Source organism: Streptosporangium sp. OZ121 (assembly GCF_051918885.1).
Lineage (GTDB): Bacteria > Actinomycetota > Actinomycetes > Streptosporangiales > Streptosporangiaceae > Streptosporangium.
Genome location: NZ_JBPXMC010000002.1, coordinates 589,376 through 615,739, shown reverse-complemented (window position 1 = coordinate 615,739; position 26,364 = coordinate 589,376). Strand labels below are relative to the sequence as shown.

At 71.0% G+C, this 26,364-nt stretch carries 24 protein-coding genes; 15 read left to right on the top strand and 9 right to left on the bottom strand.

Annotated elements, in window-relative coordinates:
• Window positions 1–71: 71 nt before the first annotated feature.
• From soxR to ACTOQ1_RS07575, 4 genes are all read left to right on the top strand, one after another.
• On the top strand, window positions 72–545 hold the full coding sequence (soxR, locus tag ACTOQ1_RS07590; RefSeq protein WP_440065417.1) for a redox-sensitive transcriptional activator SoxR: 474 nt from the start codon (window positions 72–74) through the stop codon (window positions 543–545).
• A 275-nt stretch (window positions 546–820) separates the two neighbouring features.
• Window positions 821–3,802, top strand: a complete 2,982-nt coding sequence (locus tag ACTOQ1_RS07585) for a cellulose binding domain-containing protein (RefSeq protein ID WP_440065415.1) — start codon at window positions 821–823, stop codon at window positions 3,800–3,802.
• 223 nt (window positions 3,803–4,025) lie between these two features.
• On the top strand, window positions 4,026–4,562 hold the full coding sequence (locus tag ACTOQ1_RS07580; RefSeq protein ID WP_440065414.1) for a TIGR02611 family protein: 537 nt from the start codon (window positions 4,026–4,028) through the stop codon (window positions 4,560–4,562).
• 255 nt (window positions 4,563–4,817) lie between these two features.
• Window positions 4,818–5,192, top strand: a complete 375-nt coding sequence (locus tag ACTOQ1_RS07575; protein ID WP_440065412.1) for a hypothetical protein — start codon at window positions 4,818–4,820, stop codon at window positions 5,190–5,192.
• Between the two features lie 155 nt (window positions 5,193–5,347).
• Here ACTOQ1_RS07575 and ACTOQ1_RS07570 read toward each other — a convergent pair whose 3' ends face one another.
• A complete protein-coding gene (locus ACTOQ1_RS07570; protein WP_440065411.1) occupies window positions 5,348–6,118 on the bottom strand; it encodes a TetR/AcrR family transcriptional regulator in 771 nt (256 codons plus the stop codon).
• 126 nt (window positions 6,119–6,244) lie between these two features.
• Here ACTOQ1_RS07570 and ACTOQ1_RS07565 point away from each other — a divergent pair, with 126 nt between their 5' ends.
• From ACTOQ1_RS07565 to ACTOQ1_RS07555, 3 genes are all read left to right on the top strand, one after another.
• Window positions 6,245–7,261: an ATP-binding cassette domain-containing protein gene (locus ACTOQ1_RS07565; RefSeq protein WP_440065408.1), complete on the top strand. Its 1,017-nt coding sequence runs from the start codon at window positions 6,245–6,247 to the stop codon at window positions 7,259–7,261.
• A gap of 106 nt (window positions 7,262–7,367) precedes the next feature.
• Window positions 7,368–8,195, top strand: coding sequence for an ABC transporter permease (locus ACTOQ1_RS07560; RefSeq protein WP_440065406.1), 828 nt, complete (start codon window positions 7,368–7,370; stop codon window positions 8,193–8,195).
• 155 nt (window positions 8,196–8,350) lie between these two features.
• Complete coding sequence (locus ACTOQ1_RS07555; RefSeq protein WP_440065405.1) at window positions 8,351–8,623, top strand: hypothetical protein; 273 nt, start codon at window positions 8,351–8,353, stop codon at window positions 8,621–8,623.
• Here the strand turns inward: ACTOQ1_RS07555 and ACTOQ1_RS07550 are convergent.
• Window positions 8,577–10,373 (bottom strand): phosphatidylglycerol lysyltransferase domain-containing protein, encoded by a 1,797-nt coding sequence (locus tag ACTOQ1_RS07550; protein WP_440065404.1) that lies wholly within the window; start codon window positions 10,371–10,373, stop codon window positions 8,577–8,579. The genes ACTOQ1_RS07555 and ACTOQ1_RS07550 overlap by 47 nt on opposite strands.
• A 350-nt stretch (window positions 10,374–10,723) precedes the next feature.
• Between ACTOQ1_RS07550 and ACTOQ1_RS07545 the strand changes: the two genes are divergently transcribed.
• On the top strand, window positions 10,724–11,776 hold the full coding sequence (locus ACTOQ1_RS07545) for a hypothetical protein (RefSeq protein WP_440065403.1): 1,053 nt from the start codon (window positions 10,724–10,726) through the stop codon (window positions 11,774–11,776).
• A 37-nt stretch (window positions 11,777–11,813) separates the two neighbouring features.
• Here the strand turns inward: ACTOQ1_RS07545 and ACTOQ1_RS07540 are convergent, their stop codons facing one another.
• Entirely contained in the window at window positions 11,814–12,134 is a 321-nt protein-coding gene (locus tag ACTOQ1_RS07540; protein ID WP_440065401.1) for a GroES family chaperonin, read from the bottom strand.
• A gap of 173 nt (window positions 12,135–12,307) precedes the next feature.
• Between ACTOQ1_RS07540 and ACTOQ1_RS07535 the strand changes: the two genes are divergently transcribed.
• Window positions 12,308–14,005: a DUF885 domain-containing protein gene (locus ACTOQ1_RS07535; protein WP_440065399.1), complete on the top strand. Its 1,698-nt coding sequence runs from the start codon at window positions 12,308–12,310 to the stop codon at window positions 14,003–14,005.
• Window positions 14,006–14,018: 13 nt separating this feature from the next.
• On the opposite strand, the gene ACTOQ1_RS07530 is transcribed toward ACTOQ1_RS07535, so the two are convergent.
• From ACTOQ1_RS07530 to ACTOQ1_RS07520, 3 genes are read right to left on the bottom strand one after another with little or no spacing between them, the layout of a single operon-like run.
• A complete protein-coding gene (locus tag ACTOQ1_RS07530) occupies window positions 14,019–14,813 on the bottom strand; it encodes an ABC transporter ATP-binding protein (protein ID WP_440065398.1) in 795 nt (264 codons plus the stop codon).
• Window positions 14,810–15,862 carry a FecCD family ABC transporter permease gene (locus tag ACTOQ1_RS07525; protein WP_440065396.1) on the bottom strand — a complete coding sequence of 351 codons (1,053 nt, stop codon included), beginning with the start codon at window positions 15,860–15,862 and terminating at the stop codon, window positions 14,810–14,812. The genes ACTOQ1_RS07530 and ACTOQ1_RS07525 overlap by 4 nt, the downstream gene beginning before the upstream one ends.
• The gene (locus ACTOQ1_RS07520) at window positions 15,859–16,944 is read right to left on the bottom strand and encodes a FecCD family ABC transporter permease (protein WP_440065394.1); all 1,086 of its coding nucleotides are present in this window, start codon (window positions 16,942–16,944) and stop codon (window positions 15,859–15,861) included. Before ACTOQ1_RS07520 ends, ACTOQ1_RS07525 begins: the two co-directional genes overlap by 4 nt.
• Before the next feature lie 86 nt (window positions 16,945–17,030).
• On the opposite strand from ACTOQ1_RS07520, the gene ACTOQ1_RS07515 reads away from it, so the two are divergent.
• Window positions 17,031–18,050 (top strand): ABC transporter substrate-binding protein, encoded by a 1,020-nt coding sequence (locus tag ACTOQ1_RS07515; protein ID WP_440065393.1) that lies wholly within the window; start codon window positions 17,031–17,033, stop codon window positions 18,048–18,050.
• Window positions 18,051–18,228: 178 nt separating this feature from the next.
• Here ACTOQ1_RS07515 and ACTOQ1_RS07510 read toward each other — a convergent pair whose 3' ends face one another.
• Window positions 18,229–20,625: a helicase-associated domain-containing protein gene (locus ACTOQ1_RS07510; RefSeq protein WP_440065392.1), complete on the bottom strand. Its 2,397-nt coding sequence runs from the start codon at window positions 20,623–20,625 to the stop codon at window positions 18,229–18,231.
• Window positions 20,626–21,022: 397 nt separating this feature from the next.
• Window positions 21,023–21,454, bottom strand: a complete 432-nt coding sequence (locus ACTOQ1_RS07505; RefSeq protein ID WP_440065390.1) for an ATP-binding protein — start codon at window positions 21,452–21,454, stop codon at window positions 21,023–21,025.
• A 316-nt stretch (window positions 21,455–21,770) separates the two neighbouring features.
• On the opposite strand from ACTOQ1_RS07505, the gene ACTOQ1_RS07500 reads away from it, so the two are divergent.
• The 3 genes from ACTOQ1_RS07500 (at window position 21,771) to ACTOQ1_RS07490 (ending at window position 23,249) form a co-directional block, all read left to right on the top strand.
• Window positions 21,771–22,631 (top strand): helix-turn-helix domain-containing protein, encoded by an 861-nt coding sequence (locus ACTOQ1_RS07500; RefSeq protein ID WP_440065473.1) that lies wholly within the window; start codon window positions 21,771–21,773, stop codon window positions 22,629–22,631.
• Complete coding sequence (locus tag ACTOQ1_RS07495; protein WP_344749145.1) at window positions 22,632–22,868, top strand: DUF397 domain-containing protein; 237 nt, start codon at window positions 22,632–22,634, stop codon at window positions 22,866–22,868.
• 177 nt (window positions 22,869–23,045) lie between these two features.
• Window positions 23,046–23,249 (top strand): hypothetical protein, encoded by a 204-nt coding sequence (locus tag ACTOQ1_RS07490; protein WP_350970701.1) that lies wholly within the window; start codon window positions 23,046–23,048, stop codon window positions 23,247–23,249.
• Between the two features lie 193 nt (window positions 23,250–23,442).
• On the opposite strand, the gene ACTOQ1_RS07485 is transcribed toward ACTOQ1_RS07490, so the two are convergent.
• On the bottom strand, window positions 23,443–24,024 hold the full coding sequence (locus ACTOQ1_RS07485) for a histidine phosphatase family protein (RefSeq protein ID WP_440065389.1): 582 nt from the start codon (window positions 24,022–24,024) through the stop codon (window positions 23,443–23,445).
• A gap of 157 nt (window positions 24,025–24,181) precedes the next feature.
• On the opposite strand from ACTOQ1_RS07485, the gene ACTOQ1_RS07480 reads away from it, so the two are divergent.
• Together ACTOQ1_RS07480 and ACTOQ1_RS07475 are read left to right on the top strand one after the other, a co-directional pair.
• Window positions 24,182–25,036, top strand: coding sequence for a Gfo/Idh/MocA family protein (locus tag ACTOQ1_RS07480; RefSeq protein WP_440065388.1), 855 nt, complete (start codon window positions 24,182–24,184; stop codon window positions 25,034–25,036).
• 336 nt (window positions 25,037–25,372) lie between these two features.
• Window positions 25,373–26,359, top strand: a complete 987-nt coding sequence (locus ACTOQ1_RS07475) for an ABC transporter substrate-binding protein (RefSeq protein ID WP_440065386.1) — start codon at window positions 25,373–25,375, stop codon at window positions 26,357–26,359.
• The last annotated feature ends 5 nt before the right edge of the window (window positions 26,360–26,364 follow it).

The following is a 26,364-nucleotide window of genomic DNA, read 5'->3' as shown; positions in this document are numbered from 1 at the left end:
TCCGCCTCCGTGAATGTCATGCCCCCAACTCTGCAACCTCAATATTGATTGAGGTCAAGTTAGACTGGCGCATGCCCAACAATCCGGAGATGACCGTCGGCCAGCTCTCCTCGCGCAGCGGGGTCGCGGTCTCCGCCCTTCACTTCTACGAGGCCAAGGGTCTGATCCGCAGCCGCCGCACCGCGGGCAACCAGCGTCGTTTCCCTCGCGACACGCTCCGCAGGATCGCCTTCATCAGGGTCTCCCAGCGGGTCGGGATCCCGCTCAAGACGATCCAGGAGGCGCTGTCCGCCCTTCCCGACGAGCGCACCCCCACCAGGGACGACTGGGCGAGACTCTCGACGATGTGGCAGTACGAGCTCGACGACCGCATCAAGCAGCTCGAACGGCTCCGGCACGGCCTGACCGACTGCATCGCCTGTGGCTGCCTCTCGCTGGACCGCTGCGCGCTGGCCAACCCCGGCGACGTGGCCGCCGCGCGGGGGCCCGGCTCGCGGCTGATGCTCCCTCCCCGGGAGAACGGCGCTTCCTGCGAGGCGCGGTAGGCCGGGGCGCGGCGGGCCGGGGTGCGGGACGCGGCGGGCCGGGACGCGGAACGCGGGAGGCCGGCGCTCCGGGCCCTTCCGCGTCGGCGTCCGGGGGTTTCCCGGCGATTCGCGACAGGTTTGTTAGTTGTCTATTCAAACTATTGACGACCCGGGGTTCGGCATGTGAACCTCTGGGCGTTCATGCACGCACATCGTGGGCGGTCGAAGGTCAGGGTCCCGTCACCTGATCGTGCATGGCGGTTTGTCTGTTGCATTGCGAAGGGAAGCCGTACATGCGAAGAAGGCTGTTCAGCATGCTCGCCGCCGTGGCGGTGGCGTGCGCGTCGGTCGGCGCGGCCGTCGGAGGCGGGAGCGCCCAGGCGTCCGCGTCCGGTGCCGTGACCGGGGCGGGAACCGTGGTGACCGGGGCCGGTTCGGTGGCCGCCGCCGAACCGTACGAGTGGAGGAACGTCAGGATCGACGGCGGCGGGTTCGTGCCGGGGATCATCTTCAACCAGAAGGAACAGAACCTGATCTACGCCCGCACCGACATCGGCGGCGCGTACCGCTGGGAGCAGTCGAGCAAGAGCTGGACCCCGCTGCTCGACTGGGTGGGCTGGGACAAGTGGGGATACAACGGCGTGGTCAGCCTGGCCACCGACCCGGTGGAGACCAACCGGGTCTACGTCGCCGCCGGGATGTACACCAACAGCTGGGACCCCAACAACGGGGCCATCCTGCGTTCCGCGGACAAGGGCGCGACCTGGCAGGCCACGCCGCTGCCGTTCAAGCTCGGCGGCAACATGCCCGGCCGGGGGATGGGCGAGCGGCTGGCCGTCGACCCCAACAGGAACAGCGTCGTCTACCTCGGCGCGCCTGAGGGCAACGGCCTGTGGCGCAGTACCGACAAGGGCGTGACCTGGGCCAAGGTCGCGAGCTTCCCCAACCCGGGGAACTACGCCGACAACCCCTCCGACCCCAACGGCTACACCAGCCACCGTCCGGGCGTGGTCTGGGTGACCTTCGACCCCAGCTCGGCGACCGCCGGCAACACCACGCAGAAGATCTACGTCGGCGTCGCCGACAAGCAGAACACCGTCTACAGTTCCTCCGACGGCGGGACCACCTGGAGCAGGGTGGCCGGGCAGCCCACCGGCCACATCGCGCACAAGGGCGTGCTCGACCACGTCAACCACACCCTCTACATCGCGACCAGCGACACCGCGGGCCCATACGACGGCGCCAAGGGCGACGTGTGGAAGCTCGACACCGTCACCGGGGCCTGGACCCAGATCAGCCCGGTCCCCTCCAGTTCGGCCGACGACTACTTCGGCTACAGCGGCCTCACGATCGACCGGCAGAACCCCGGCACGATCATGGTCGCCACCCAGATGTCCTGGTGGCCGGACGTGATCTTCTTCAGGTCCACCGACTCCGGCGCGACCTGGACCCGCATCTGGGACTTCGCCTCTTACCCGGAGCGCAGCTTCCGCTACACGATGGACATCTCCTCCGCGCCGTGGCTGACCTTCGGGACCAACCCCCAGCCACCGGAGGTGACGCCCAAGCTCGGCTGGATGACGGAGTCGCTGGAGATCGACCCGTTCGACGGCAACCGGATGATGTACGGCACCGGCGCCACCATCTACGGCACCGAGGACCTCAAGAAGTGGGACACCGGCGGCAAGCTCACCATCAAGCCCATGGTCAAGGGGCTTGAGGAGACCGCCGTCCTCGACCTGATCAGCCCGCCGTCCGGCGCGCCGCTGGTCAGCGCCCTGGGCGACATCGGCGGCTTCCGGCACACCGACCTCGACGCCGTGCCGCCCATGCTGTTCACCTCGCCGATCTTCACCACGACGACCAGCCTCGACTACGCCGAGACCAACCCGTCCGTCATGGTCCGCGCGGGCAACTTCACCGACGCCGACCGGCCGAACGACAGCCACGCCGCCTTCTCCACCGACGGCGGCGCCAACTGGTTCCAGGGCACCGAGCCCGGCGGGATCAACGAGGGCGGCACGATCGCCGCGGCGGCCGACGGCTCCCGGTTCGTCTGGGCGCCCAAGGGCGTGGGCGTGCACTACTCGGTCGGCTACGGCAACTCCTGGACCGCCTCCACCGGGCTCCCGACGGGAGCCGTGGTCGAGTCCGACCGGGTGAACCCCGGCAAGTTCTACGGCTTCAGCGGCGGGAGGTTCTACGTCAGCACCAACGGCGGCGCCTCCTTCACGGCCACCGCCGCGACCGGGCTGCCCGCCGAGGGCAACGTGAAGTTCAAGGCCGTACCCGGCCGCGAGGGCGACATCTGGCTGGCCGGGCCGCCTAGTGACACCGGCGCCGCCTCGGGCTTGTGGCACTCCACCAACGGCGGCGCGTCGTTCACCAAGCTGTCCGGCGTCACGAGCGCCGTCAACATCGGCTTCGGCAAGTCCGCCTCCGCCGGCGGCTACCAGGCGCTGTACACCCTCGCCACGATCGGCGGCGTGACCGGCGTCTTCCGCTCCGACGACACCGGCGCGAGCTGGGTCAGGATCAACGACGACAAGCACCAGTACGGCAACGCGGGCGAGGCCCTCACCGGCGACCCGCGCGTCTACGGCCGCGTCTACCTCGGCACCAACGGCCGAGGCGTCGTGTACGCCGACAACGGCGGGACCGTCCCGCCCATCGACACTGTTCCGCCGACCAGGCCGGGTACCCCGGTGGCGTCGTCGATCACCTCGTCGGGTGCGACGCTGACCTGGACGGCTTCGACGGACGCCGTCGGGGTGAGCGGTTATGACGTCTACCGGGAGGCGGGGGCGACGGATGTCAAGGTGGGTTCGCCGACCTCGGCGTCGTTCGCGCTGACCGGGTTGACGGCCGACACCTCGTACACCTTCTACGTGATCGCCCGCGACGCGGCGGGCAACAGCTCCACCGCCTCGGCCCCGGTGACCTTCAGGACCCTCACCGGGCCCGTCACCGGCGGCTGCGCCGCGACCTATCGGGTGGCCAACTCATGGCCGACCGGCTTCCAGGGCGAGGTGACGGTGCGGAACACCGGAACCTCGGCGATCACCGGCTGGACGGTCAGGTGGTCGTTCCCGAACGGCCAGACGATCAGCCAGCTCTGGAGCGGCGCCCACACCCAGACCGGTGCCGACGTCACCGTGCGGAACGTGAACTGGAACGGCAACCTGGCCGCCAGTGCCTCCACGGTGTTCGGCTTCAACGCCTCCTGGGCCGGCACCAACGCCGTTCCGTCCGCCGTCACCTGCACCGCTTCCTGACGGTCCGCCGGTGGCCGGGGTGTCCCGCGAGAACCGCGGGACACCCCGGCCCTCACGGTCCCGCCGCGCCCCGAACGGGCACGGCGGGACCGTCCCGACGATCTCGCGGTCTCCACCCGGAGGACCCCCTGTCCTCCCCCGTGAGGATGATCTGAGGGCGTCGGCGGGGCCGGTCCGCCCAGCAGAGCCTATTGTGGAAGAAACCGACTGTCCTGGGGAGAACATGACGATCTCAGATGGGGTGCGCGAGCCTCACGGCTCAGCCGGGCGGCTGTCTGAGACCGGCACCGCCGGCGTGCGAGGCGAGACGGACGGCCGAGGCGGCGGCGGGATCGAGACCGGCGACGCCGACGCGCTGAAAGGCGCGGCGGCCGGGCGGTCCGGCATCCACGGCCGGCTCGACGGGATCAGGTCCACCCGTGCGGGCCGCCTCACCCTGAAGATCGTCATCGGTGCCATCGGCGCCGTGCTGGTCATCGGCGGTCTGATCATGGTGCCCTTCCCCGGTCCCGGCTGGCTCGTCGTCTTCGCGGGGCTGGCGGTGCTGGCCACCGAGTTCCACTGGGCCCACCGGCTGCTGGAGTTCGGCAAGCGGACCCTGTCGGGCTGGACGGCCTGGCTGGGCCGCCGGGGCTGGACGGTCAAGATCCTGGTCGTCCTCGCCGCCGCGGCGACCGCCACCGCCATCGTCTACTACGGCCTCAAGCTCAGCTTCGACCTCGACCTGGTCGTCGAGGCACAGAAGCTCCTCACCCGATAGGCCGGTTCCGGTCCCGGCGGCTTCGCCGCGTACCTGATTCAGGGTGATTTTCGGGGTGATTGCCCATCGGCGATGGCAATGGCGATACTTCGGCCGCCGATGTCGCCGTGTGTCCGGGAGGGAGACCGGCGCTCCCCGGAGTTTTACCCAGGTCCGCCCACCTCGTTATCTTTCCCGGATGTGACTCTCCGTAGTGTCTCCACGTCCGATCCGCAGGGACGGATCGGCAGAGACGAATAAGGAGAGTGACGTTCTATGCGCGCCCTGTCCTCGATGTTGGTCCTGGCGGCCGCCGGAGCCGTCGCACTGACCGGCACCCCCGCCCACGCCGACGACGTCAACCTGGCCGCGAGGGTCCAGCCCGGCGAGGAGGTGTTCCTCACGCCCGAGCTCGTTCCCGCGGCCCAGTACAACGGAAACGTGCTGGTCAAGCTCGACACCAACAGCGTGCCCGTCAAGGTCAAGATCGCTAACTGCCGCGGCAGGTACATCGGGACGGTGCCGATCGCCGCCAACGACCACGCCGCCTACGTCGCCGCCAGCACCTCCCCGCCCGCCCCGTGCATCCGTTACCGGGTGAAGAACATGGGCAACCAGACTGCCGCCATCACGGGCACCGGTTACTACTAAACCGGCCCGCCGGGGTGTGCGGGACGGGAACGGCTACCGAGGGCGTTCCCGTCCCGCACACCCCGGTTTTCTGTTTCCGGCGGAGCGGTGCCCACGCCCGCTTCGTCCGTCGCCAGGCGCGCGCTGTCCTCGCGCCCCCCGGTGGTTCTTCGGTGTCAGGAGCGGTTCCGCCCCGCGATCAGGCCGGCGATTCCGTCCAGGATGCGTTCCAGGCCGAAGGTGAGGGCGTGGACGGGGTCGGCGACGGACTGGTGGGCCTCTCCGGCCGCCCGGCCCACGCGGGAGGCGAGGGGGAACCGGGAGGAGTCCATGATCTTTTCGAGGATCGGGGCGTTGGACAGCCACCACTCGACGTCGGTGATCCCGCTCTCCTCCTGGACGCGGGCCTGGTTGGCCTTGGCCCTGGCGGTGCTCTCCACGTGGCTGAGCACCAGGGCCAGGACGGAGTCCATCTCGACGTCCGACAGGCCGGTGCCCTCCAGCGGGCGCAGCTCGGCCTCGTACTTGAGTGAGGCGTTCGGCCCCAGGGTGGAGCGGACGTCGATGATCTGCAGCAACCACGGGTTGCGCCGGTAGAGGTCCCAGTTGCGGGCCGCGACGAACTCCAGCCCGCCCCGCCACCCGCCGGGCTGCCGGGACGGGGCGTCCACGTCGTCGTAGAGCTCCCCGTACGCGGTGTCGATCATGAGATCCACCAGCTCCCCCTTGCCGGGGACGTGGGTGTAGAGGGACATGGTCCCGACCTCCAGCCGCTCGGCGACGTGCCGCATGGAGACCGCGTCGAGTCCTTCCTCGTTGGCCAGTTCGATGGCCGCCAGGACGATCGAGCGCACCGTCAGCCCGGAACGCCCCGGCTTGCTGTGTGATCCCCACAGGAGCGCCAGGCTGCGTGCCGGGTCGGCGTCGGAAGCTTTCTTCGCACTCACGGGAACAGTCTCCAGATTCTCGTCGTTGGGACCACCGTAACCGAGCCGTACGATGTACGGTACGGTCTACGCGATAGGGGCGCGAGGGCGCTGGGCGGGAAAACAGGCGAAACAGGGGTGAAACGGGTGGGTGTGAGAGCGACGGAGTTCGCGATCGCCGCGCACGACGTGCGCAAGAACTACGCCGGTGCCGTCGAGGGGACGGGTCTCAACGGGTTCGACCTGCGGGTGGCGGCCGGAACGGTCTGCGGCCTGCTCGGGCCCAACGGCGCGGGCAAGACGACGGCGATCCGGATCCTGTCCACGCTCCTGCGTCCCGACTCGGGCCGGGCGAGCGTCGCGGGGTTCGACGTCCGGACGCAGGCGCGGCAGGTACGCGAGCGGATCGGGCTGGTCGGCCAGTACGCCGCGGTCGACGAGATCCTCAGCGGGCGGCAGAACCTGGTGATGTTCGGCAGGCTGAACCACTTCTCCGCCGCCGGGGCGCGCAGGCGGGCCGACGAGCTGCTGGAGCGCTTCTCGCTGGCCGACACCGGGGGCAGGCCGGTCGGCAAGTACTCCGGCGGCATGCGCAGGCGGCTCGACCTGGCGGCGAGCCTCATCGTGGCGCCCCCGGTGCTCTTCGTGGACGAGCCCACGACCGGCCTCGACCCGGCCGCCCGCCAGGAGGTGTGGGCGGCCATCCGCGACCTGGTCGGCTCCGGCACGACCGTGCTGCTCACCACCCAGTACCTGGAGGAGGCGGATCGGCTGGCCGACCGGATCACCATGCTGGGGGCGGGCCGGGTCGTCACCGAGGGCACCCCCGAGGAGCTGAAGGCCGCCATCGGTGGCGACTGGCTCGACCTCGTCCTCGCCGACCGGGCGGACGTGGCCGCGACGGAGGCGCTCGCGGCACGGGTCGCGTCCGGCGAGATCCACGTGGACGCCGAGGCGCGCCGGGTCAGCGTCCCGGTCGCCGAGCGCACCCGGGCGCTCGTCGCGATGGTCACCGCGCTCGGTGACGCCGGGATCGAGCCGCTCGACGTCACGCTGCGCCGCCCCACGCTCGACGAGGTGTTCCTGCACCTGACGGGCGGCGGAGAAGGAGCCCGGCGGCTCCCGGCCGACGTCCTGGCCACCCGTACGGAGGCGCCCGCTTGAGCGTCGCCCTCTTCCGCTTCCGCGCGGGCACGACGACCCCGATCCCCGGTACGGGAGGCATTCCCGTGAGCACGACGACCCCGATCCCCGGTACGGAGGCATCCCTGTGAGCACGACGACCTCGACCCTGCCCGCCGGATCCCCGGTGTCCCGGTTCGGCTGGGCGCTGGCCGACTCCTGGACCATCACCCTGCGCGACCTGAACCACTGGGTCCGCCGGCCGGGCCCGGTCGTCCTCGGATGGTTCTTCCCGATCATGATGGTGCTGATGTTCGGGGGACTGTTCGGCGGCGCCATCGGCGTCCCCGGCGGAGACTACTTCGACTTCCTGATCCCCGGCATGTTCGCCATGACGATGCTCTTCGGCCTGGAGAGCACGATGACGGCGGTCACCACCGACGCGGCCAAGGGGGTGACCGACCGGTTCAGGTCGATGCCGATGAGCGCCTCCGCGGTCGTCATGGGCCGGGGGATCGCCGACATGCTCAACTCGGTCGTCGGGCTGGCCGTGATGATCGTGACCGGGCTGCTGCTCGGATGGCGCGCCGGGGGAGGACCGTCCGCGGCGCTGACCGCCGTGGGCCTGCTCCTGCTGCTGCGCTTCGCCCTGATCTGGGTGGGCATCTTCATCGGCCTCGTCGCGGGAGGACCGGAGGCGGTGACGTCCGTGCAGATCCTGGTCTGGCCCGCCGGCTTCCTGTCCAGCGTGTTCGTCGATCCCGGCACCATGCCCGGCTGGCTCGGCGCGATCGCGGAGTGGAACCCGCTCTCGGCCACCGCCACGGCCGCCAGGCAGCTCTTCGACAACCCCGGCTGGGGCGGTGAGTCCTGGGTCACGCAGAACGCCACGCTCATGGCCGTGGTCTGGCCGCTGCTGCTGATCGCCGTCTTCCTGCCCCTGTCGACGCGTACGTTCCGCAGGCTCGGTGGCTGACGGGCGCCCTCGCCGGGCCCCTGTCCCGGCCGGAGTGCGTTTCCCGCCGGATCACAGGGTTCACACGTTCGCCGGCGCGGGAAGGCGCCCGGTGTTTTACATCGTGGTGACGGGATCCGAGGCGGACTGTAACTGGCGGTGGTGAGCCTGGACGCATGAGTGAGACGGAACGGGAACGATCCGCCTCGGGGTGGACGCTCAACAGGGAACTGCTCAACGTCGGCGCGATCATCGTCGCCGCTGGTATAGCCCATCTCGTCATGGGCCTGATAGGACACGAGAAGTACGGGCCGTTCATGCTTCTGCTGCTCGGCGGGGTGCTCGTCGTGACGGCGCTCGGTCACCGGTTCTACGAGCACCGGCGGCACCGCGTCACCATGATCATGGAATGCGTGAGGTGCGGGAGCATGCCGGGAGGAGGCTCCTGATGCGGCGCGAGACGGTCCCGGGAAGGCGGAGGGAGATGAAGGCCTCCGCCTGCAGTGCCGACATGCCGATTCGCGGAAGGTCCCGCGCCGCGGGATAGACCAGGAAGCGGGGTTTCCACAGCGGCTGGAACTTCGCGTTGAACCTGTACAACGACTCGATCTGGAACCACCTGGACAGGAAGACCAGGACGCCGTACCAGAGGCGGAGGATCGGGCCGGCGCCCAGCCGCTCGCCCCTGGCGAGCGCGGCGCGGAACATGGCGAAATTGAGCGAGACCGTGCGCACGCCGAGGTCCGGGGCCGCCTGCAGGGCCTTGACGATCAGCAGGTCGTTGAGGCCCGGGTCGGCCGCGTGGTCGCGACGCATCAGGTCGAGGGACATGCCGTCCGTTCCCCAGGGGACGAAGTGCAGGACGGCGCGGATGTCCTCGCCCTCGCCCTCGCCTTCGTCGCCCTTGTCGCCCTCGCCGTCCGAGGCGACCCCGGCGTGACCGTGCGCCGTGACGACGACGCATCCGGCGTCGGCGGGGTCGCCGAAACGGCCGAGCGCCATGGAGAAGCCCCGCTCGGTGTCCGTGCCGCGCCAGGAGTCGGCGGCGTGCCGGATCCGGTCCTTCTCCGCCTCTGTGAGGTCCCCGACCCGCCGTACGAGACAGGTGTAGCCCGCGCGCTCCACCCGGTTCACCATCTGCCGGACGTTGCGCATGGTTCTCCCCTCGAGGGTGAAGGCGGCGACGTCGACGACGGCCTCGTCGCCGATCTCCAGGGCGGACAGGCGGCCCTCCCTGGTCCACACCTCGCCGCCCGTCTCGCTGCAGCCGATCACGGCGGGCACCCAGGCGTGCCGCTCCGCCTCCTCCATGAACCGCCTGATCGCGCCCGGCCACGCCTCGACGTCCCCTATGGGGTCGCCGCTGGCGAGCATGACCCCCGAGACCACGCGGTAGGCGATCACCGCCTTGCCCGTCGGGGAGAACACGACGCTCTTGTCGCGGCGCAGCGCGAAGTAGCCGAGCGAGTCACGGGCGCCGTGCCGGGCGAGCAGCTCGCGGACCTTCTCCTCCTGCTCGGGGTCCAGTTCGGCGACGGGCCGCTCCGGCCGCAGGACGAGGTAGAGGGTCGTCACCGCGGTGAGCGCGCCGAGACCGAGGAGGGAGTAGTAGACCAGGTCGGCGGTTCGCTCCGAGGAGTACCCGACCGGGCCCTGCACCCCGACGAGGCCGAGCAGCACGTGCCGGATCCGGTCTCCGGCACCGGGGTCACCGATGATCATCCGAGGGTGGGCGCTGACCACGACCCAGCCGATGACGATGTTCAGGGCGCCCAGGACGAGGAGGTTCCACAGCGCCCGCCAGCGGGTGCGGGGGTCGGAGAGGGCGTCGAACTCGCGCCGGTTGATCACGAGCAGGACGACGACCAGCGTGCTGAGGCCGGCGGCGAAGGGGCGGTGCGAGTGCAGGAGATCCACCAGAACGCTCAGCGGCAGGAGCACCATCACCGCCCGCCAGGCCCGTTTCTTCCTGCGCCGCAGGCCGTGGGCGAGCATGACGGTCAGGATGCCAAGGACGAGCGAGACCGCCTGGGCGAGTGAGGTGAACGTCCCCGGCAGGAACCCGGTGATCTCGCCGACCCGGCTCCTCCTGAACGCGGGCAGCACGGCCCTGACGATGTCCAGGATGCCGATCGCCATCGCCGCGTAACCGGCCGCGGTGGACACCCGGGAACGGGGTGCCCCTGACCGATCCCTCATGGGAGGACATTAATCGGTGATAGAGGCCGTAACATGACCACACAGCTCACCGAGGCTCAATCCACCCCGCCTGGCGCCGGTGACTTTGCATTGCGCGCCGCGGACCCTTCGCGAAAACGGCGGGGGAAGGGATGAAGCCCGCCGCCGTAAAATCGCCGTTCGTTTTCGGTCTGCCCGCCGCGTCGGCCCCCGGCTCGAAGGGAACTCCGGGTTCCGCGTCCCGGTGTCGCCGTTCTCCCGTAACGCTCGTCTTCCGGTGTCCCCTCACCCCGGCCGGTCTCTCTCACACCTGTTCTAACCGATTCGTTCTAGATCAGGATCTTGAGGGCTTTCCGGCTTAGGATTCCGCCGTGCCTGTGACTCCTGGGATCTACCGGTTGTTCGGTTGCCTCGCCGTCCTGGTCTCGGTGATCGTGCCGGTTCCGGCCGCCGCGCACGCCGCCGAGCCGGCAGTCGCCGCGTTCGCGGACGCGGACGCCGTTGAGCCGGCAGTCGCCGCGTTCGCGGACGCGGACGCCGTTGAGCCGGCGGCCGCGTTCGCCGCCGCGCCCGTCGACATCGTGCTGCCCGGTACCCGGGTCACCGTCCGGGAGGATTCCAAGGACGCGCTCAGGGTGACCTCTTACTCCTTCGGCAAGATGACGTACCTGCGCAGGGGGGCCGGGTTCACCCGGCAGGCCGCCTACCAGGAGATCACGGTCGCGCCGAAGGGGAAGAAGGCCCTCGCGGTGCCCACCTCCTACCAGAGCGGCTACGACTCGGTCGTCCTGCTCGACCTGGCGACCTCCAAGGGCACCAGGATCCGTACGGTGAGGAAGCCGCTCGTCGCGCACTACGCCCACTGGAACCGCAACGGCGGCAAGGCGGTGCTGACCGTCGAGAGGAAGAGCGGATCCGCGTGGGTGACCTCCGGGTTCGTGATCGTCGACGCGGTCGCGAAGACCGCGAAAACGGTGACCGTGGCCAACGTCGACAAGGCCGCGAGGTTCCGGTGGAGCTCCGACGGCGTCGACGTCGTGGCCGAACACTCCGGTGGCACCCGCTTCTACGGGCAGGACGGCGCGATCCGCCGCACCCTGGCCAAGACCGGCAGGCCCGCCGGAGGGGAGGACGCCTTCACCCCCTCGGGGCGGGGCCTGATGACCTGGTGCCCGTCCAGCTACACCGAGCACGTCTGCGTCTGGGACCGCACCTCGGGCAAGCTCGCGGCCAAGGTGCCCGGCATCAAGCCGAAGGCCCTGTGGGGCTGGTGGGACGAGAAGCACTTCATCGCCGTCATCCCGTCCTCCGGCCACTACCAGGTGGTCCTGTCCACCCTCAAGGGCAAGACCACCCGGGTCCTGGCCGCCTTCTCCGCCGCCGACTGGTCCAACAAGCTCTATCTCGGCTACACCCGGAAATGACCCGCGCGGTCCACGGACCTCGCGGATCTCACCGGCCTCACAGATACAGGCCGGTGCCGTTGTCGGTCTGCGGGGTGGCGATGGCGTGCAGGTCGCGCTCGCGCATGACCAGGTAGAGCTGGCCGTGGACCTCGACCTCGTACTGATCCTCGGGGTTGAACAGGACCTTGTCGCCGACCTTGACCGTGCGGGCGTTCTGGCCCGCGCCGCAGACCTCACCCCAGACGAGGCGGTTGGCCATCTTCACCGTCGCCGGGATGACGATGCCCGCCGTGCTGCGCCGTTCCTCGGACTCCTGCTCGATCTTGACCATGACACGGTCGTGGAGCATCTGGATCTCGAACTTCGGGTCACCCACAGCATGAAGTTTATGGGAACCGCGGAGCCGAGCCCGCTCGTCCGCGGACTCGGGTATGCCCGGAGGCACCGAGCGGGTCCGCGCGGGGGTGTCCGGGCGGGCCCGGGCACCGGGAGATCGGCGGGCGACGACACCGGTGATGGAGATTCGTCCGCCGAGTAGGATCCGGCGTTATGACGTCTCCCGAGCTCGTAAGCGGCTTCCTCGACTGGTACCTGGCGGCGAATCCCGCCTACGCCAACCTCGCGGGCGCACAGGGGTACGACAGAACTCTCGGCGACTTCACCGAGTCCGGCATCCTCGCCAGGGAGCGGGAGTCGCGCCGCTGGCTGGAGCGGCTCCAGGAGGTTCGGGCGCCCGGGAGACCCGGGGGCGCCGAGAGTCCCGGAAGTCCCGAAAGTCCTGAGAGCACCGGGACCGCCGGGGGCGCCGGGGGCGCCGAGGAGTCCGAGAGCTTCGAGGACGAGATCGACCGGGAGCTGGTCATGTCCACGCTGCGCGGCGAGCTCGCGTACGAGGCGTGGCCCGTCTGGCGGCGTGACCCGGCCGCCTACGTGGGGCCGATCTTCTCCTCGATGTTCGGGCCGTTCCTGCAGCGGCTGTCCACCGAGGCCGAGCTGGTGGACGCGGCCGTCGCGCGGCTGGCCGAGGTGCCGGACGTCGTCGCCGCCTGCCGGGCCAATCTCGATCCCGCCCTGGCGGCCCCGCTGCTGGTCGCGCGAGGGCTGGGCCAGTCGCGGACCGCCCGGCGCTTCCTCACCGAGACGGTCCCCGGCCAGGTCGCCGACGAGGCACTGCGCGCCCGGCTGGCCGCGGCGGCCGAGCCCGCGGCGGCGGCCTTCGACGAGCTGGTGGGATTCCTTGAGGGGTTCCGGGCGACCGGCACCTGGCGGATGGGGGAGGAGCTCTACTCCACCCTGCTGCGCGAGAGGGAGATGCTCGGCTACGGCGCCGGCGAGCTGCTCAAGCGGGGGCAGGCCGCCTACGACGAGCTGGACGCGCGGATGCGCGAGGTCGCCGCCAGGCTGGACGGCGGCTCCGGCGACTGGCACGCGGCCGTCACCGAGCTCCAGGACGACCACGCGCCGACGCTGGAGGACATGCGGGCCGAGTACGAGGCCGAGACGGAGCGGGCCAGGAGGTTCGTCCGCGAGCGCGGCCTGGTGACCTTCGCGCGGGGAGAGGAGTGCCGGGTCGTCCCGTCGCCGGAGTTCCAGCGGCCCATCGTCGCCGTCGCCTCCTACATGTCGCCCCCGCCCCTGTCGACCTCCAGGATCGGGCACTTCTTCGTCCCGTTCACCCCGTCCTCGTTCACCGGGGAGCAGGTCCGCCAGCGGCTGCGTACCAACGCCAGGGCACAGATGCCCTCCATCGCCGTCCACGAGGCCTACCCCGGCCACCACTGGCACCTGTCGTGGATGGCGGACAACCCCCGGCCCGCCCGCAAGCTGTTCCGCACCCCGTACCTCACCGAGGGCTGGGGCCTGTACGTCGAGAAGCTCATGCACGAGCAGGGCTACTTCACCACCCCGGCCCAGGAGCTCGCCCACCTCGACTTCCGGCTCTTCCGGGCGGCCCGCATCGTCGTCGACACCTCGCTGCACTGCGGCGACATGACGATCGAGCAGGCCGAGGAGTACATGACCACGAAATCGTCGCTCACCCCCGGCACGGCCAGGGGCGAGGTCGACCGCTACTGCGCGTGGCCCACCCAGGCGCCCTCCTACCTGACCGGGGCTCTGGAGATCGACCGCATCCGCGACGACTACCTGGCCGCGGGCCGCGGCGACCTGCGGGCCTTCCACGACACGCTGGCCGGCTCCGGCGGGCTCCCCCTGGGACTGGCCCGCCGGGTCGCGCTGGAGGGCTGACCCGCGCTCGCGCCTACGTGTGGACGGGGGTGCGGCGGCGGGTCTCGGGGACGATCAGCGGGGTGCCGCTCTGCGGGTCCTCGATGATCTCGCAGCGCAGCTCGAAGACCTCCTCCACCAGCGCGGCCGTGATGATCGAGGCGGGATCGCCCTCGGCGACGATCCGGCCGTCGCGCATCACGATCAGGTGGGTGGCGTAGCGGCAGGCCTGGTTCAGGTCGTGCAGCACGGCGACCAGGGTCCTGCCCCGCTCGTGCAGGTCGGCGCAGAGGTCGAGCACCTCGATCTGGTGGGCGATGTCCAGGAAGGTCGTCGGCTCGTCGAGCAGCAGGATCGGGGTCTCCTGGGCCAGTGCCATGGCCAGCCAGACACGCTGGCGCTGGCCGCCGGAGAGCTCGTCCACGCAGCGGTCCGCCAGATCGGTCACGTCGGTCGACCTCATGGCCGCCGCCACCGCGACCTCGTCCTCGCGGGACCACTGCCGCATCAGCCGCTGGTGCGGGTAGCGGCCCCGGCCCACCAGGTCGGCGACCGTGATGCCGTCGGGCACGATCGAGCTCTGCGGCAGCAGTCCCAGCCTGCGCGCCACCTCCTTGGACGGCAGTGAAGTGATCACGGCGTCGTCCAGGTGGACGGCCCCCGTGCGGGGTTTGAGCATGCGGGCCAGGGCGCGCAGCATGGTGGACTTGCCGCACGCGTTGGGGCCGATGATCACGGTGAACGATCCGTCGGGGATCGTGACGTCCAGGTCGCTCGCCACCACGCGCTTGTCGTAGGAGAGCGTCAGTCCGGTGCCGTAGAGTCTCAACGTCGTTCCCTTCGCAGTAGAAACACCAGGTATATGCCGCCGATCGCGGCGGTCATGATTCCCACCGGCAGTTGCACCGGCGCGAAGACACGCTGGGCGGCCAGGTCGGCGCCCACCAGCAATGTGGCGCCCGTCAGCGCCGAGGTGACCAGGGTGACGCCGGGGGAGCGGGCGATCCGGCGGGCCAGCTGGGGCGCGGCCATCGCCACGAAGATCACGGGTCCGGCGGCGGCGGTGGCGACTCCGCACAGCAGCACGCCGACGACGATGGCCATCGCGCGCACCGGCTCGACGCGGATGCCCGCGGCCTTGGCCGCGTCGTCGCCCATCTCCATCATCCGCAGCGGGCGTGACAGCCAGGCGCAGAGGGGCAGGAGCAGGACCAGCGCGTACGCGACCGGGATCGCGTGCTCCCAGCCGCGCCCGCTGAGGCTGCCGGTGATCCACGCCCCGGCGGTGGCCGCGTCGTTGATGTTGGCGCGGGTCAGCATGTACCAGTCGGCGGAGACCAGCAGCGCGCTGATCCCGATGCCGACCAGGATCAGCCGGTAGCCCTGCACCCCGCGCCGGAAGGCCAGGGCGTACACCACCAGCGCGGAGGCGACGCACCCGGCGAGCGAGGCTCCCGCGATCTGCCAGGCGGTGCCGCCCAGCACGACGGCGGCGATGCCCCCGGTGGAGGCTCCGGCGGTGAAACCGATGAAGTCGGGACTGCCGAGCGGGTTGCGGGTCAGGCTCTGGAAGATGGCCCCGCTCAGCCCGAACGCGGCGCCGACCAGCAGGGCGGTCACGACACGCGGCGCTCGCAGGCGCCCCACGATGAGCTCGGCGGCCGGAGGCCCCTCGCCGAACAGCGCGGCCACGATGTCGGGGATGGGAACGGTGAACTCGCCGACGGACAGCGCGACCAGGCTGACGAGCACTCCCAGGGCGGTGACGGCGGTCCCGGCGGCGAGGCCGCGCGGCGAGAGCCGCAGCGACCAGGAACCCAGGCGCAGCGCGGTGGGAACGGCCTTCGAGGCGGTCGCCGGTGACGGGATGGTTCTCATAGGGCGGCGAGCCTCCGGCGGCGGGCGAGCAGGATGAACACCGGGGCGCCGACGACGGCGCACATGATGCCCACCTGCACCTCGGCGGGAGCGGCGATCACCCGGCCGAGGATGTCCGAGCCGAGCAGCACCACGGGGGCGAGCACGACGGTGTAGGGCAGGACCCAGCGCTGGTCGGGCCCCGTGAAGGCACGCACCGCGTGCGGCACGGCCAGCCCCATGAACCACAGGGGCCCGGCGGTGGCGGTGGCGGCCCCGCACAGCAGGGTGACGGCGATCGCGGTCAGCCCGCGCGTGCGGGCCACGCTCACGCCGAGCGCGCGCCCCGCCTCGTCGCCGAGCGCGAGGGCGTTGAGCGGCTTGGCGAGCAGCAGCCCGAGCACCAGCCCGGCCGCGAGGAACGGGGCGAGCCGTACCGCGACGTCGGCGCTGATCCCGGCGAGCGAGCCGGTGAGCCAGAACCGCATCCGGTCGAAGATCGCGTTGTCGGTCCGCAGGATCGCCGAGGCCGCGGCGTTGAAGACCATGCCCAGCGCGACACCGGCGAGCGTGAGCCGCACCGGCCCGCCGCCCGACCGCCCGGCGGAGCCGAGCGCGTAGGCCAGCGCGGCGGCGGCGGCCGCACCGGCGAACGCGAACCAGACGTAGAGGGAGGGGTCGCCCACCCCGAGCAGCCCGATCGCGACCGTCACGCCGAACATGGCGCCCTGGTTGACGCCCAGCAGCCCGGGGTCGGCGAGCGGGTTGCGGGTGAGGCTCTGCATCAGCGCGCCGGCCAGTCCGAGCGCCGCGCCCACGCCGATGCCGATCAGGGTCCTCGGTACGCGCAGGTCCCTGATGACCGTGTGGTCCGCGGACCCGTCGGGCGCGAGCAGCGCGTCCAGCACCGTGGACAGCGGGACCGAGCGGGAGCCCACCGCGACGCTGACCATCGCCAGCAGCACCAGCGCCGCCAGCCCTGCCGGCAGCCCGGCCGCCAGCAGCACCGAGCGGCGCCTCGTCCCTCCCGCTCGCTCCGGACGCGTCACGTCCGGTTTCGCGACCGTGTCGGACGCGGCCGTGGCCACAGCGGCCCTGCTCACCGGGTACCCCTCTTCGTCGGTAATGATTAGGTAAGGCTAATCTAACGCATGAGTCATTTAGGTAAGCCTAGCCTTTGGAGTCGCAAATGTCCCTACCTGTCCTGCCGCGGCGGGGATTCATGGCCGCGGGCCTCGGTCTCGTGTTCGTCCTGGCCGCGTGCGGCAGCGGTGCGGAGACGGCCGCGGCGCCGAGCGGCTCCCCGGCCGCCGCCTCCCCCGCGGCGGGTCCGTGGACTTTCACCGACGACCGTGGAAAGAAGATCGACGCGCCCGAGCGCCCGGCCCGGGTCGTCGCCCAGGTCGGCGCCGCCGCGGCGCTCTGGGACTTCGGGATCCGCCCCGTCGCCGTCTTCGGGCCGCACAAGCTCAAGGACGGCACGAAGGACCCCCAGGTCGGCGACGTCGACATCACCAAGGTCGAGTCCATCGGCAACGTGTGGGACGAGTTCAACGTCGAGAAGTACATCTCGCTCCAGCCGGACCTGCTGGTCAGCGGCATGTACACCAAGGACGCCCTCTGGTACGTGCCGCAGAAGTCCGCCTCCACCATCGAACAGGTCGCGCCCACCCTCGGCGTCAGCCTGATCGGGGTGTCGGTGCCCAAGCTCATCGAGAGGTACGGGCAGGTCGCGGCCGCCCTCGGCGCCGACCTCGACGCCCCCGAGGTGACCGCGGCCAAGGCCAGGTTCGACGCCGCCTCCGCCGCGCTCGCCACCCCCGAGGCCAAGGGCCTGAAGATCCTGGTCATGGCGGGCGGGCCGGAGGCGATGTGGGTGGCCAACCCCGACGACCACGCGGACGTGCGCTACTTCAAGGAACTCGGCCTGGACCTGGTGGTGCCGGAGAAGGTCGACGACGGCGGCTACTGGCAGACCCTGAGCTGGGAGAACGCCGACACCTACGAGGCGGACGTGATCCTGGTGGACGCCCGCACCCAGTCGATGCGGCCCGAGGAGATGAAGAAGAAGCCGACCTTCGCCGCGCTGCCCGCGGTCAAGGCGGGGCAGGTCTACCAGTGGCACGCCGAGGAGCGCTACAGCTACCAGGGCTACGCCGACGTGCTGGAGCGACTCCACGCCGACCTCGCCAAGGCCAGGAAGCTCTAGCCGGATCGCCGGCGCGCACCGGGCGCCGGCGGACCGTTCGCCGTACGGGCCGGACCGGGCGGCGGACGGCGTACGACCGGGTCCGACGGCAGGTGACAGGCGGTGACAGGCGGTGGCGGGCAGGTGGCGGGCGGCGGCGGGGCCGACGGGCAGGGCCGGGCCGGTTGCGCGGCCCGGATCAGGCGTAGGTGCCGCGGACCTCGACGATGTCGGCCAGCGGGAACTCCAGGTAGTCGCCCGCCTCCTCGCACCACGCGTCGAGCACGCCGCTGCGCAGCTCGCCGTGGCTGATGGTGGCGGTCAGACCGTCGGTCAGCGTGATCGCCGCCCGCACGCCGCGGTCGACGACGAAGCCGAGCAGCGACTGCTGGGCGGTCGGCAGGCGGGAGGCCATCCGGCCGATGACCGCCCACGTCCTGCCGACGGACTGGGAGGCCTCGCCCTCGGCGACGAGCAGGCGCTGGGCGTGCTCGTGCGGGTCGGGAGGTGGTTCCACCAGCGGGTACGAAGGCTGCTCGAACTCGGCCACCCGGCCCCCGGGAAGCAGGATCAGCCGCCCGTTCTGCGGTTCCTCGACGCGGGCCCTGCGGATGGTGATCTCACCGGTGTCCTCGATCGGCACCGGCGCGTAGCCGTTCTCCCGTAGCGCCGCCAGGGTCTTGTCGGCGGGCACCGAGCTGGCCAGCACGGTCGGGGCGAGCAGCCGCAGGCCCAGCCTGCCCAGCCGCCGGTGCCCGGCGATCTCGGCGAGCAGTGCCGGGTCGGAGGCCTGCACGATGCAGGCGACCGTGGTCACCGTGACCTCGCCGTGCCGCCTGGCCACGTCGTGTATCAGGTAGTCGAGGGGCTGCGGCACCGTGCCCACCTCCGCGAGGTCGGTCAGCAGGCCCTCGGCGGTGTAGCCGGAGTCCATGGCCCGGCGCACGCTGGCCGGGGTGAACCGCCACACCGAGGCCGCGCCCCGTGACTCGCGTTCCGCGGCCCGGTCGAGCAACTCGGCGAGTTCCCCGGCGGGCGGGCCGGTCACCACGGCGGTGAGGTCGGCACCGAAGAGCGCGCTCCGCCGCACGCTGGCCAGCGCCCTGGTGGAGCACTCGACCAGCACGGGGTCGTTCTCCACGATGGGCGAGGAGTCGTCGATCTCGTCGCCGGGGAAGGCGTCCAGCCCGGCCATCGCCCGGCCGAGGTCGGTGATCGTGTCGAGGGCGACCAGCCCGAGCATGCGGGCCTCCTCCAGTACGGCGGGGGCGCACTCGGCCAGCAGCGACTGGTCCAGCAGCGGGGCGTGCCAGTGCGCGGACCTGACCAGCCCCGCCCGGTCGGTGCACGCCGTGCTGGCGGGCAGCCGGGCCAGCACGCCGAGCAGCGCCCGCCGGGCGCGGGCGACCATGGCTCCGGCGGGGTCGTCGCCGAGCACCGTGCCGTACTTGCCGTCGACCTTCCGCAGCGACGAGCGCTCCATCCGCCACCACGCCGACAGCAGCACCCTGAGCCTGGCGGCGGCGTCGTCCAGCCGCCAGCGGTCGAACTTCTCGGTGGGCACCAGCCCGCCGGCGGACTCGTCCCAGGCCAGCAGCCGGGCCACCGCGCAGACCTCGAGCAGCAGCCGGGTCTCGTCCTCGTCGCAGCCGGTGTCCCTGGCCACCCGCCGGACCTCGCGCACCCCGACCCCGCCTGCCTTGAGCAGCGGCAGCGGGAACTTCGCGGTGTTCTCCAGCATGGCGGCGCAGCGCTCCACCACGTGCGGGGCGGCCAGCGTCATCAGGTGGTCGACGGCCTCGGGGTCGACGGGGATGGTGGCGAGGTCGGGCGGCACGGGGGTGAAGGGCGGGTGGTAGTCGGGGCCGCGCAGCGCGAGCGCCACCTCGCGGGGCATCTCGGCCACGTTCCAGCTGGGACGGAAGAGCAGCCCGTGGTCGGCCGCCCACTTCTCGGGGGCGCCGGGCACCACGAACCTGCCGCCGTCCACGTCGCGGACCGGGCCGTCCCAGGCGAACTCGTCCAGCAGCCGTCTCGCGCCCTCCGGGGCTCTCTCCAGCAGCGCGGTCACCCGCGCCGGGTCGGAGAGGATCTCGGTGACCCCGGTGACCGTGCGCCGCTTGGGGCCGTGCGGCAGGCCGAGCGTCCTGGCCAGCCCGCGCAGCGCGTCGGCGCTGACCGTCCAGGAGTTCAGATAGTGGGGGAGCGGCTCGCCGAGCCCGCAGGGCGCCGTCCACCACCGGGCGACCCCCTCCGCCACCCGGATGCGGCCCTCGCCGTCCGGCCACGCCAGCGCGTGGTCGAACAGCAGGTCGAGCCAGGGCGACACCTCGGCCTCGGGCACGCCCATGAACCGGGCGACCGTCTCCGGCCCGGCCTGCTCGCCGAGGGCGAGTGACGCCTGCGCCACCTCCAGCGAGGGCAGCGGCAACCCGCGCATGACCTCCATCACCGCGAACCCGTTGCCCAGCCGCTGCGCCAGGGTGTCCAGGCGGCGCGGCCACGGTGGGGCGATGGCGTCCAGCCGGTTGGCCAGAACTCGGGCGAGCCGTTCTTCGTCGAGGGTTTTCAACCAGCCGAGCAGGTGATCGTCCATCTCGCAGCTCTCTCAGGAATCTCGCGCGGGGACTCTCCGTGAGCCATAAACATCCACGGTAATGCAGAGGGCATCTCTGACGGCATCTACCGCGCAGAATGCGATGCGTTATAGAGCTCTACGTCCGGTTCTGATCGGTCCCGGGGCCGCGAGGCGGGAGGGGTGGCGGCCCCGGGACCGATCGGCGCCTCTGGAAGGGGAAGGGGCGGCGCCGTCCGGAAGGGGTTCGGTGGAGGTCCTGGAAAAGCGGGGGGGTCGCCGGGCTCTGGGAAGACCCGGGGACCCGGGAGTACGGGCGGGCCGGAGGGCGTTCCGCGGGCCGGCCGGGGGAAGGTGGCCGTTCCGGCGGATCGCCCGGGAAGGGGATCGCGGGCGGTGAGGGAGCTACGGGCGGGGACTACGGGCGGTCGAGGGGGCCGGGCTCCTCGGGGAGGCCCGTTCTGAGGACGGCCCACACGATCTTGCCGTACGGGGCCAGCGGTGCCCAGCCCCAGCGGAGGCTCAGCGACTCGACGATGTGCAGCCCGAGGCCGCCGATGTCGAGGGGAGAGGGGTCGCGGAGCGCGGGGAAGCCGGCTCCCGGGTCGTTGAGCGTGCAGGCGACCAGCTCGCCGCGCCGGAGCAGGGAGAGCCGGATCGGCTCCCTGGCCCGTGACTCGGCCAGTCTCAGGCCGTGTCTGAAGGCGTTGGTGGCGAGCTCCGAGACCACCAGCTCCATGTTCTCGCTCAGCTCGCCGAGGTTCCATCCGGTGAGGGTGCCCGTCGCGAAGCTGCGGGCGGAGTGGACGGACTCGGCGTGGGGCGGGAGCACGAAGGTGGCGCTGGCCATGGCTGCCGGGGATCCGGAAAGGAGATCGCGCGCGGAATCGGGCCACCAGCCGGCGGGGGGCCACCAGTCGAGCGCCGTCCATGACGTTGACGCTCGGGGGGGCGCGGTTTGGGCGGACTGCACAGCCGTCATCATGCTGCAAACTCCCGTGCAGGTGCAAGAGCGAATGCACGTGCATAAGGTCTGTGCAACCGCTACCGTTACCCATGATTGGGTGATTACGGACGAAAGGGGATCTTGGTCGTGGCCGAGGATTCTTAGGTCACGAAGTGACAGACTGTCGATCAGGAAAGCGAGCGAGGAGCACCACGTGTCCATGGATCCGCCCGGTACCGGTTCCACTGTTCGGCGAATCATGCTCGGAGCGAGCCTGCGCCGGCTGCGTGAGGAGAAGGGGCTCACCCGTGAGGCCGCGGGATTTCACATCCGCGCCTCCGAGTCCAAGATCAGCCGCATGGAACTCGGCCGCGTCGGTTTCAAGACACGTGACGTGGAAGACCTGCTCACCCTGTACGGCGTGCTCGACGACGCAGAACGGCGCGGCCTGCTGGAGATGGTCCGCGAGGCGAACACCCCGGGCTGGTGGCACAAGTACGGCGACCTGTTGCCGCACTGGTTCACCACCTACGTGGGGCTGGAGGAGGCGACGAACATGATCCGTACCTACGAGGTGCAGTTCATTCCCGGCCTGCTGCAGACGTCCGCCTACGCGCACACCGTGATCCGGCTGGGCTACCCGGACGTGCCGGAGGCGGAGATCGAGCGTCGTGTGCATATGCGCATGCAGCGGCAGGATCGCCTGACGAAGAAAGACGGCCCCCGGTTGTGGGCGGTTATCGACGAGGCGGCCCTGAGGCGTCCCATCGGAGGCAAGGAGATCATGCGTGAACAACTCCAGCACCTGCTGGAAGTGTCCTCGCTCCCCAACATCACCCTTCAGGTGATGCCCTTCCGATTCGGCATGCACGCGGCCGAGGGTGGTGCGTTCAGCATCTTGCGGTTTCCCGAGTCCGACCTGTCGGACGTCGTCTATGTCGAGCAGCTCTGGGGTGCCCTCTACCTGGATAAACGTGAGGATATCGATCCATACCTCACGGCCATGGAGCAGTTGTGCGTGGAAAGCACCACGCCCGGGGGCACCGCCGAGATCCTCGGCGACCTTCTCAGAGAGATGTAAATGAAGCAGACCTACAACGGCATGCCCGCCACTGACCTTGCCGGGGCCAGCTGGCGCAAGAGCCGCTACAGCAACTCGACGGGTAACTGCGTCGAACTGGCCGAACTGTCGGATGGCAGCATCGCGGTCCGTAACTCGCGTTTCCCCGAGGGGCCTGCCCTGATCTACACGCGGGATGAGATTCGCGCCCTGGTGCTCGGGGTGAAGGATGGGGAGTTCGACGGTTTAACGGTGTAACACCGTTTTTACATCAGGGCCGCCAGGTTAACCGTGGCGCGCCTGTGACGTAACCGGGGGAGTGGATCGGCGCGGAAGAGTTTGAGATCACAGTGATTGGGGGCTCAAACCGTGCTCGACCAGATGACCTTGTATCCGGTTGCCGACGACGTGTTGTTCGCACCAGGCGGGCGCGTCGTGATCCGCACTTACGGCGTCGCCTCGGCGGCGACCGGGGAGGGTACGCCCACTCCGGTGTCCTACCGCACATGGGTCACCGGAGTGCGCGACCAGCCGCGTTACTGGCGTTGGGGTCACTTCGAGGACGCCTGCCACGGGCATCGCAAGGTCCTCGAATGGCTGACCGGCCGGGGCCCCCAGCCCGTCGAGCTCGCCGCCTGAACGAGGTCTTCCCTCCGTACGGCGTGATCGCGCCCGGCCGGGACGCGAGGCGCCCGAGCGAGGTCTTCCCTCCGTACGGCGTGATCGCGCCCGGCCCGGACGCGAGGGCCGGGAGGTTTCTCGCGGGCCCGGGGCGCGGAGCTCTCCTCGCGGCGCCCTGCCCGGCTCCGGTCGCGCCCCGGCCCCTCCGGGGTCAGACGGGGGCGTTCCAGGCGAGGACCACCGGCTCGCCGTGCTCGAAGCCGAGCCGGGAGTAGGTCCCCGTGTCCAGACGGAAGAGACGCCCGTCCCGCGGGGGCAGTCCGAGCCAGCGGGCACACAGCACCCGCAGGTAGTGCCCGTGGGCGACCACGACCACGTCCCCCTCCACCGCCCTGGCGCGGGCGATCACCCGGTCGGCGCGGGCGCCGACCTGCTCCGCGCTCTCTCCGGGATGGCCGGAGTCGCCGGGGACGACACCGTCGCGCCACAGATACCAGCCGGGACGGCTCTCGCGGATCGTGGCGGTGGTGACGCCCTCGTAGCCGCCGTAGTCCCATTCCCACAGGTCGGGCTCGGTCTCGGGGTTTCCGATCCCGGCCAGTTCGGCGGTGTCCCTCGCGCGCCTGGCCGGGCTCACCAGGGCCAGGTCGAACGCCCGGCCCGCGATCAGCGGGGCCAGCGCCCGCGCCTGGTCCTCGCCCTTGGCGGTCAGCGGCAGGTCGGTGAGCCCGGTGTGCCGGCCGTCCCGGCTCCACTCGGTCTCGCCGTGCCGCAGCAGAGTCATCTGGTTCATCGTGGTTCCCATCATGCCGGTACGGATGGTTCGCCGGTGACCCGCCGGTGGCATATCGGTGGCCTACCGGTGGCGTGTCGGTGGCGCGCCGGCGGCTGGGCGCGGAACACCCTCCGGGGCACGCGATCACGGTGGGAGAGCGTGCGAAACTGGATCGGTGACGTTATCTGTGGGTCTGGTAGGCGCCGGACCGTGGGCCGAGATGGTGCACGCGCCGATGCTGGCGGCTGGTCCGAACACGCGTCTGGCGGGCGTGTGGGCCCGTCGTCCCGAGGCCGCGGCCAGGTTCGGCGCCCCGGTCTTCGAGCGGATCGAGGAACTCTTCGACAACTGCGAGGCGGTCGCGTTCTCGGTGCCGCCCGCGGTCCAGGCCGAGCTGGGGGTGCGTGCCGCCAAGGCGGGCAAGGCGCTGCTGCTGGAGAAACCGCTCGCCGCCGACCTGGACGGAGCCCGGCGGCTGGCCGAGGCGGTCGCCGAGGCGGGCGTGGCCTCGCAGATGGTCCTCACCTGGCGTTACTCGCCCGCCACCCGTGCCTTCCTGGCCAGGGTCTCGGCCATCGAGCCGTTCGGCGGGAGGGCGGCCAACATCTCAGGGGCGATGCTCGGCGGAGCCTTCGCCACCTCCTGGCGGCTGGAGCGCGGCGCGATCCTCGACGTCGGCCCGCACATGATCGACATGCTGGACGTGGCGCTCGGCAGGGTCGTCGGGGTCCGGGCGCACGGTAACCCGCTGGGCTGGGTCGGCCTGCTGCTGGAGCACGAGACCGGCGCGGTCAGCGAGGCGTCGCTGTGCATGAGCGTGCCGGGGGAGAACCCGCCCTCCGACGTCGAGATCTACGGGCGTCTCGGCAGGGAGTCCCTGGACGGCACCCGGTTGGGCTCCGACGTCTTCTCCCTCATGCTCGCCGAGTTCGAGCTGACCGTACGGCGCGGTGGCGGCCACCCGCTGGACGCCGCGCACGGCCTGCGCCTGCAGGAGATCATCGCCGCCGCCGAGGAGCAGCTCGGCTGAGGAGCGGCTCGGCTGAGGAGCGGCTCGGCTGAGGAGCGGCTCGGCCGGGGAGCGGCTCGGCCGGGGAGCGGCTCGGGTCGAGGACGGTTCGCCGCAGGACACGGGCCGAGCACCCCCTGACACCGGGGACCCTGGGGGGACCTCCGAGGGGATTGATACCGTTCGTCTGACGCGCAGCGTGAGCGAAGTCCGGTGTGAGCCCGGCGCTGTCCCGCAACTGTCATGGCCCCCCGGGGTCGAGCCAGGTCGCCTCCGCCGCGTCGACGACGACCCTCGTGGAAAAGGGTGACCCGTCTCCTTTGGGTCCCTCGGTTCCGGCAACTGAAAGGACCTCGTGTGAGGCCCGTACGCAGCGCCCTCGCTGCCCTCGCTGCCCTTGCTCCCCCCACCGCCCTCGCCGGTGCCCTGCTCGCCACGCTGACCCTCGCCGGATGCGGCCAGAGCACCCCCGCCTCACCCCCCGCCACCTCCGCGAGCGTGGCGGCCACCCCCTCGGCGGCGGGATTCCCCGTCACCGTCGAGGCGGGTAACGGCCCCGTCGCCGTCGCCAGGAGGCCGGAGCGGATCGTCTCGCTCTCGCCCACCGCCACCGAGAGCCTGTTCGCGATCGGTGCCGGACCGCAGGTCGTGGCGGTGGACGACCAGTCCAACCATCCCGCCGAGGCGCCGAAGAGCGACCTGTCCGGTTTCAAGCCGAACGTGGAGGCGATCATCGCCAGGAAGCCCGACCTGGTCGTGGTCGCCAACGACGCCGACAGCGTCGTGGCCGCGCTGGGCAAGGTCGGCGTCCCCGTGCTGCTGGAGCCCGCCGCCACCAAGCTCGACGAGGCCTACGACCAGATCACCGACCTCGGCGCCGCCACCGGCAACGGCGACAGGGCCGCCGAGCTCGTCGCCGGGATGAGGAAGCAGCTCGACGAGATCACCGCCGCCGCGCCGAAGAACGCGAAGCTCACCTACTACCACGAGCTGGACACCACTCCCTATTCGGCCACCTCCACCACCTTCATCGGACAGATCTACGGGCTGTTCGGCATGACCAACATCGCCGACGAGGCTCCCGACGCGGCCGGTGGCTACCCCAAGCTCTCCGCCGAGTTCGTCGCCAAGGCCGACCCCGACCTCGTCTTCCTGGCCGACACCAAGTGCTGCGGCCAGTCCAGGGACACCCTCGCCAAGCGTCCCGGCTGGTCCAAGCTCTCCGCCGTCGAGAACGACCAGGTGGTCCTTCTCGACGACGACGTCGCCTCTCGCTGGGGGCCGCGCGTCGTCGACCTCGCCAGGCAGATCGGCGACGCCGTCCAGAAGGTGGCGGCAGGCTGACCGGC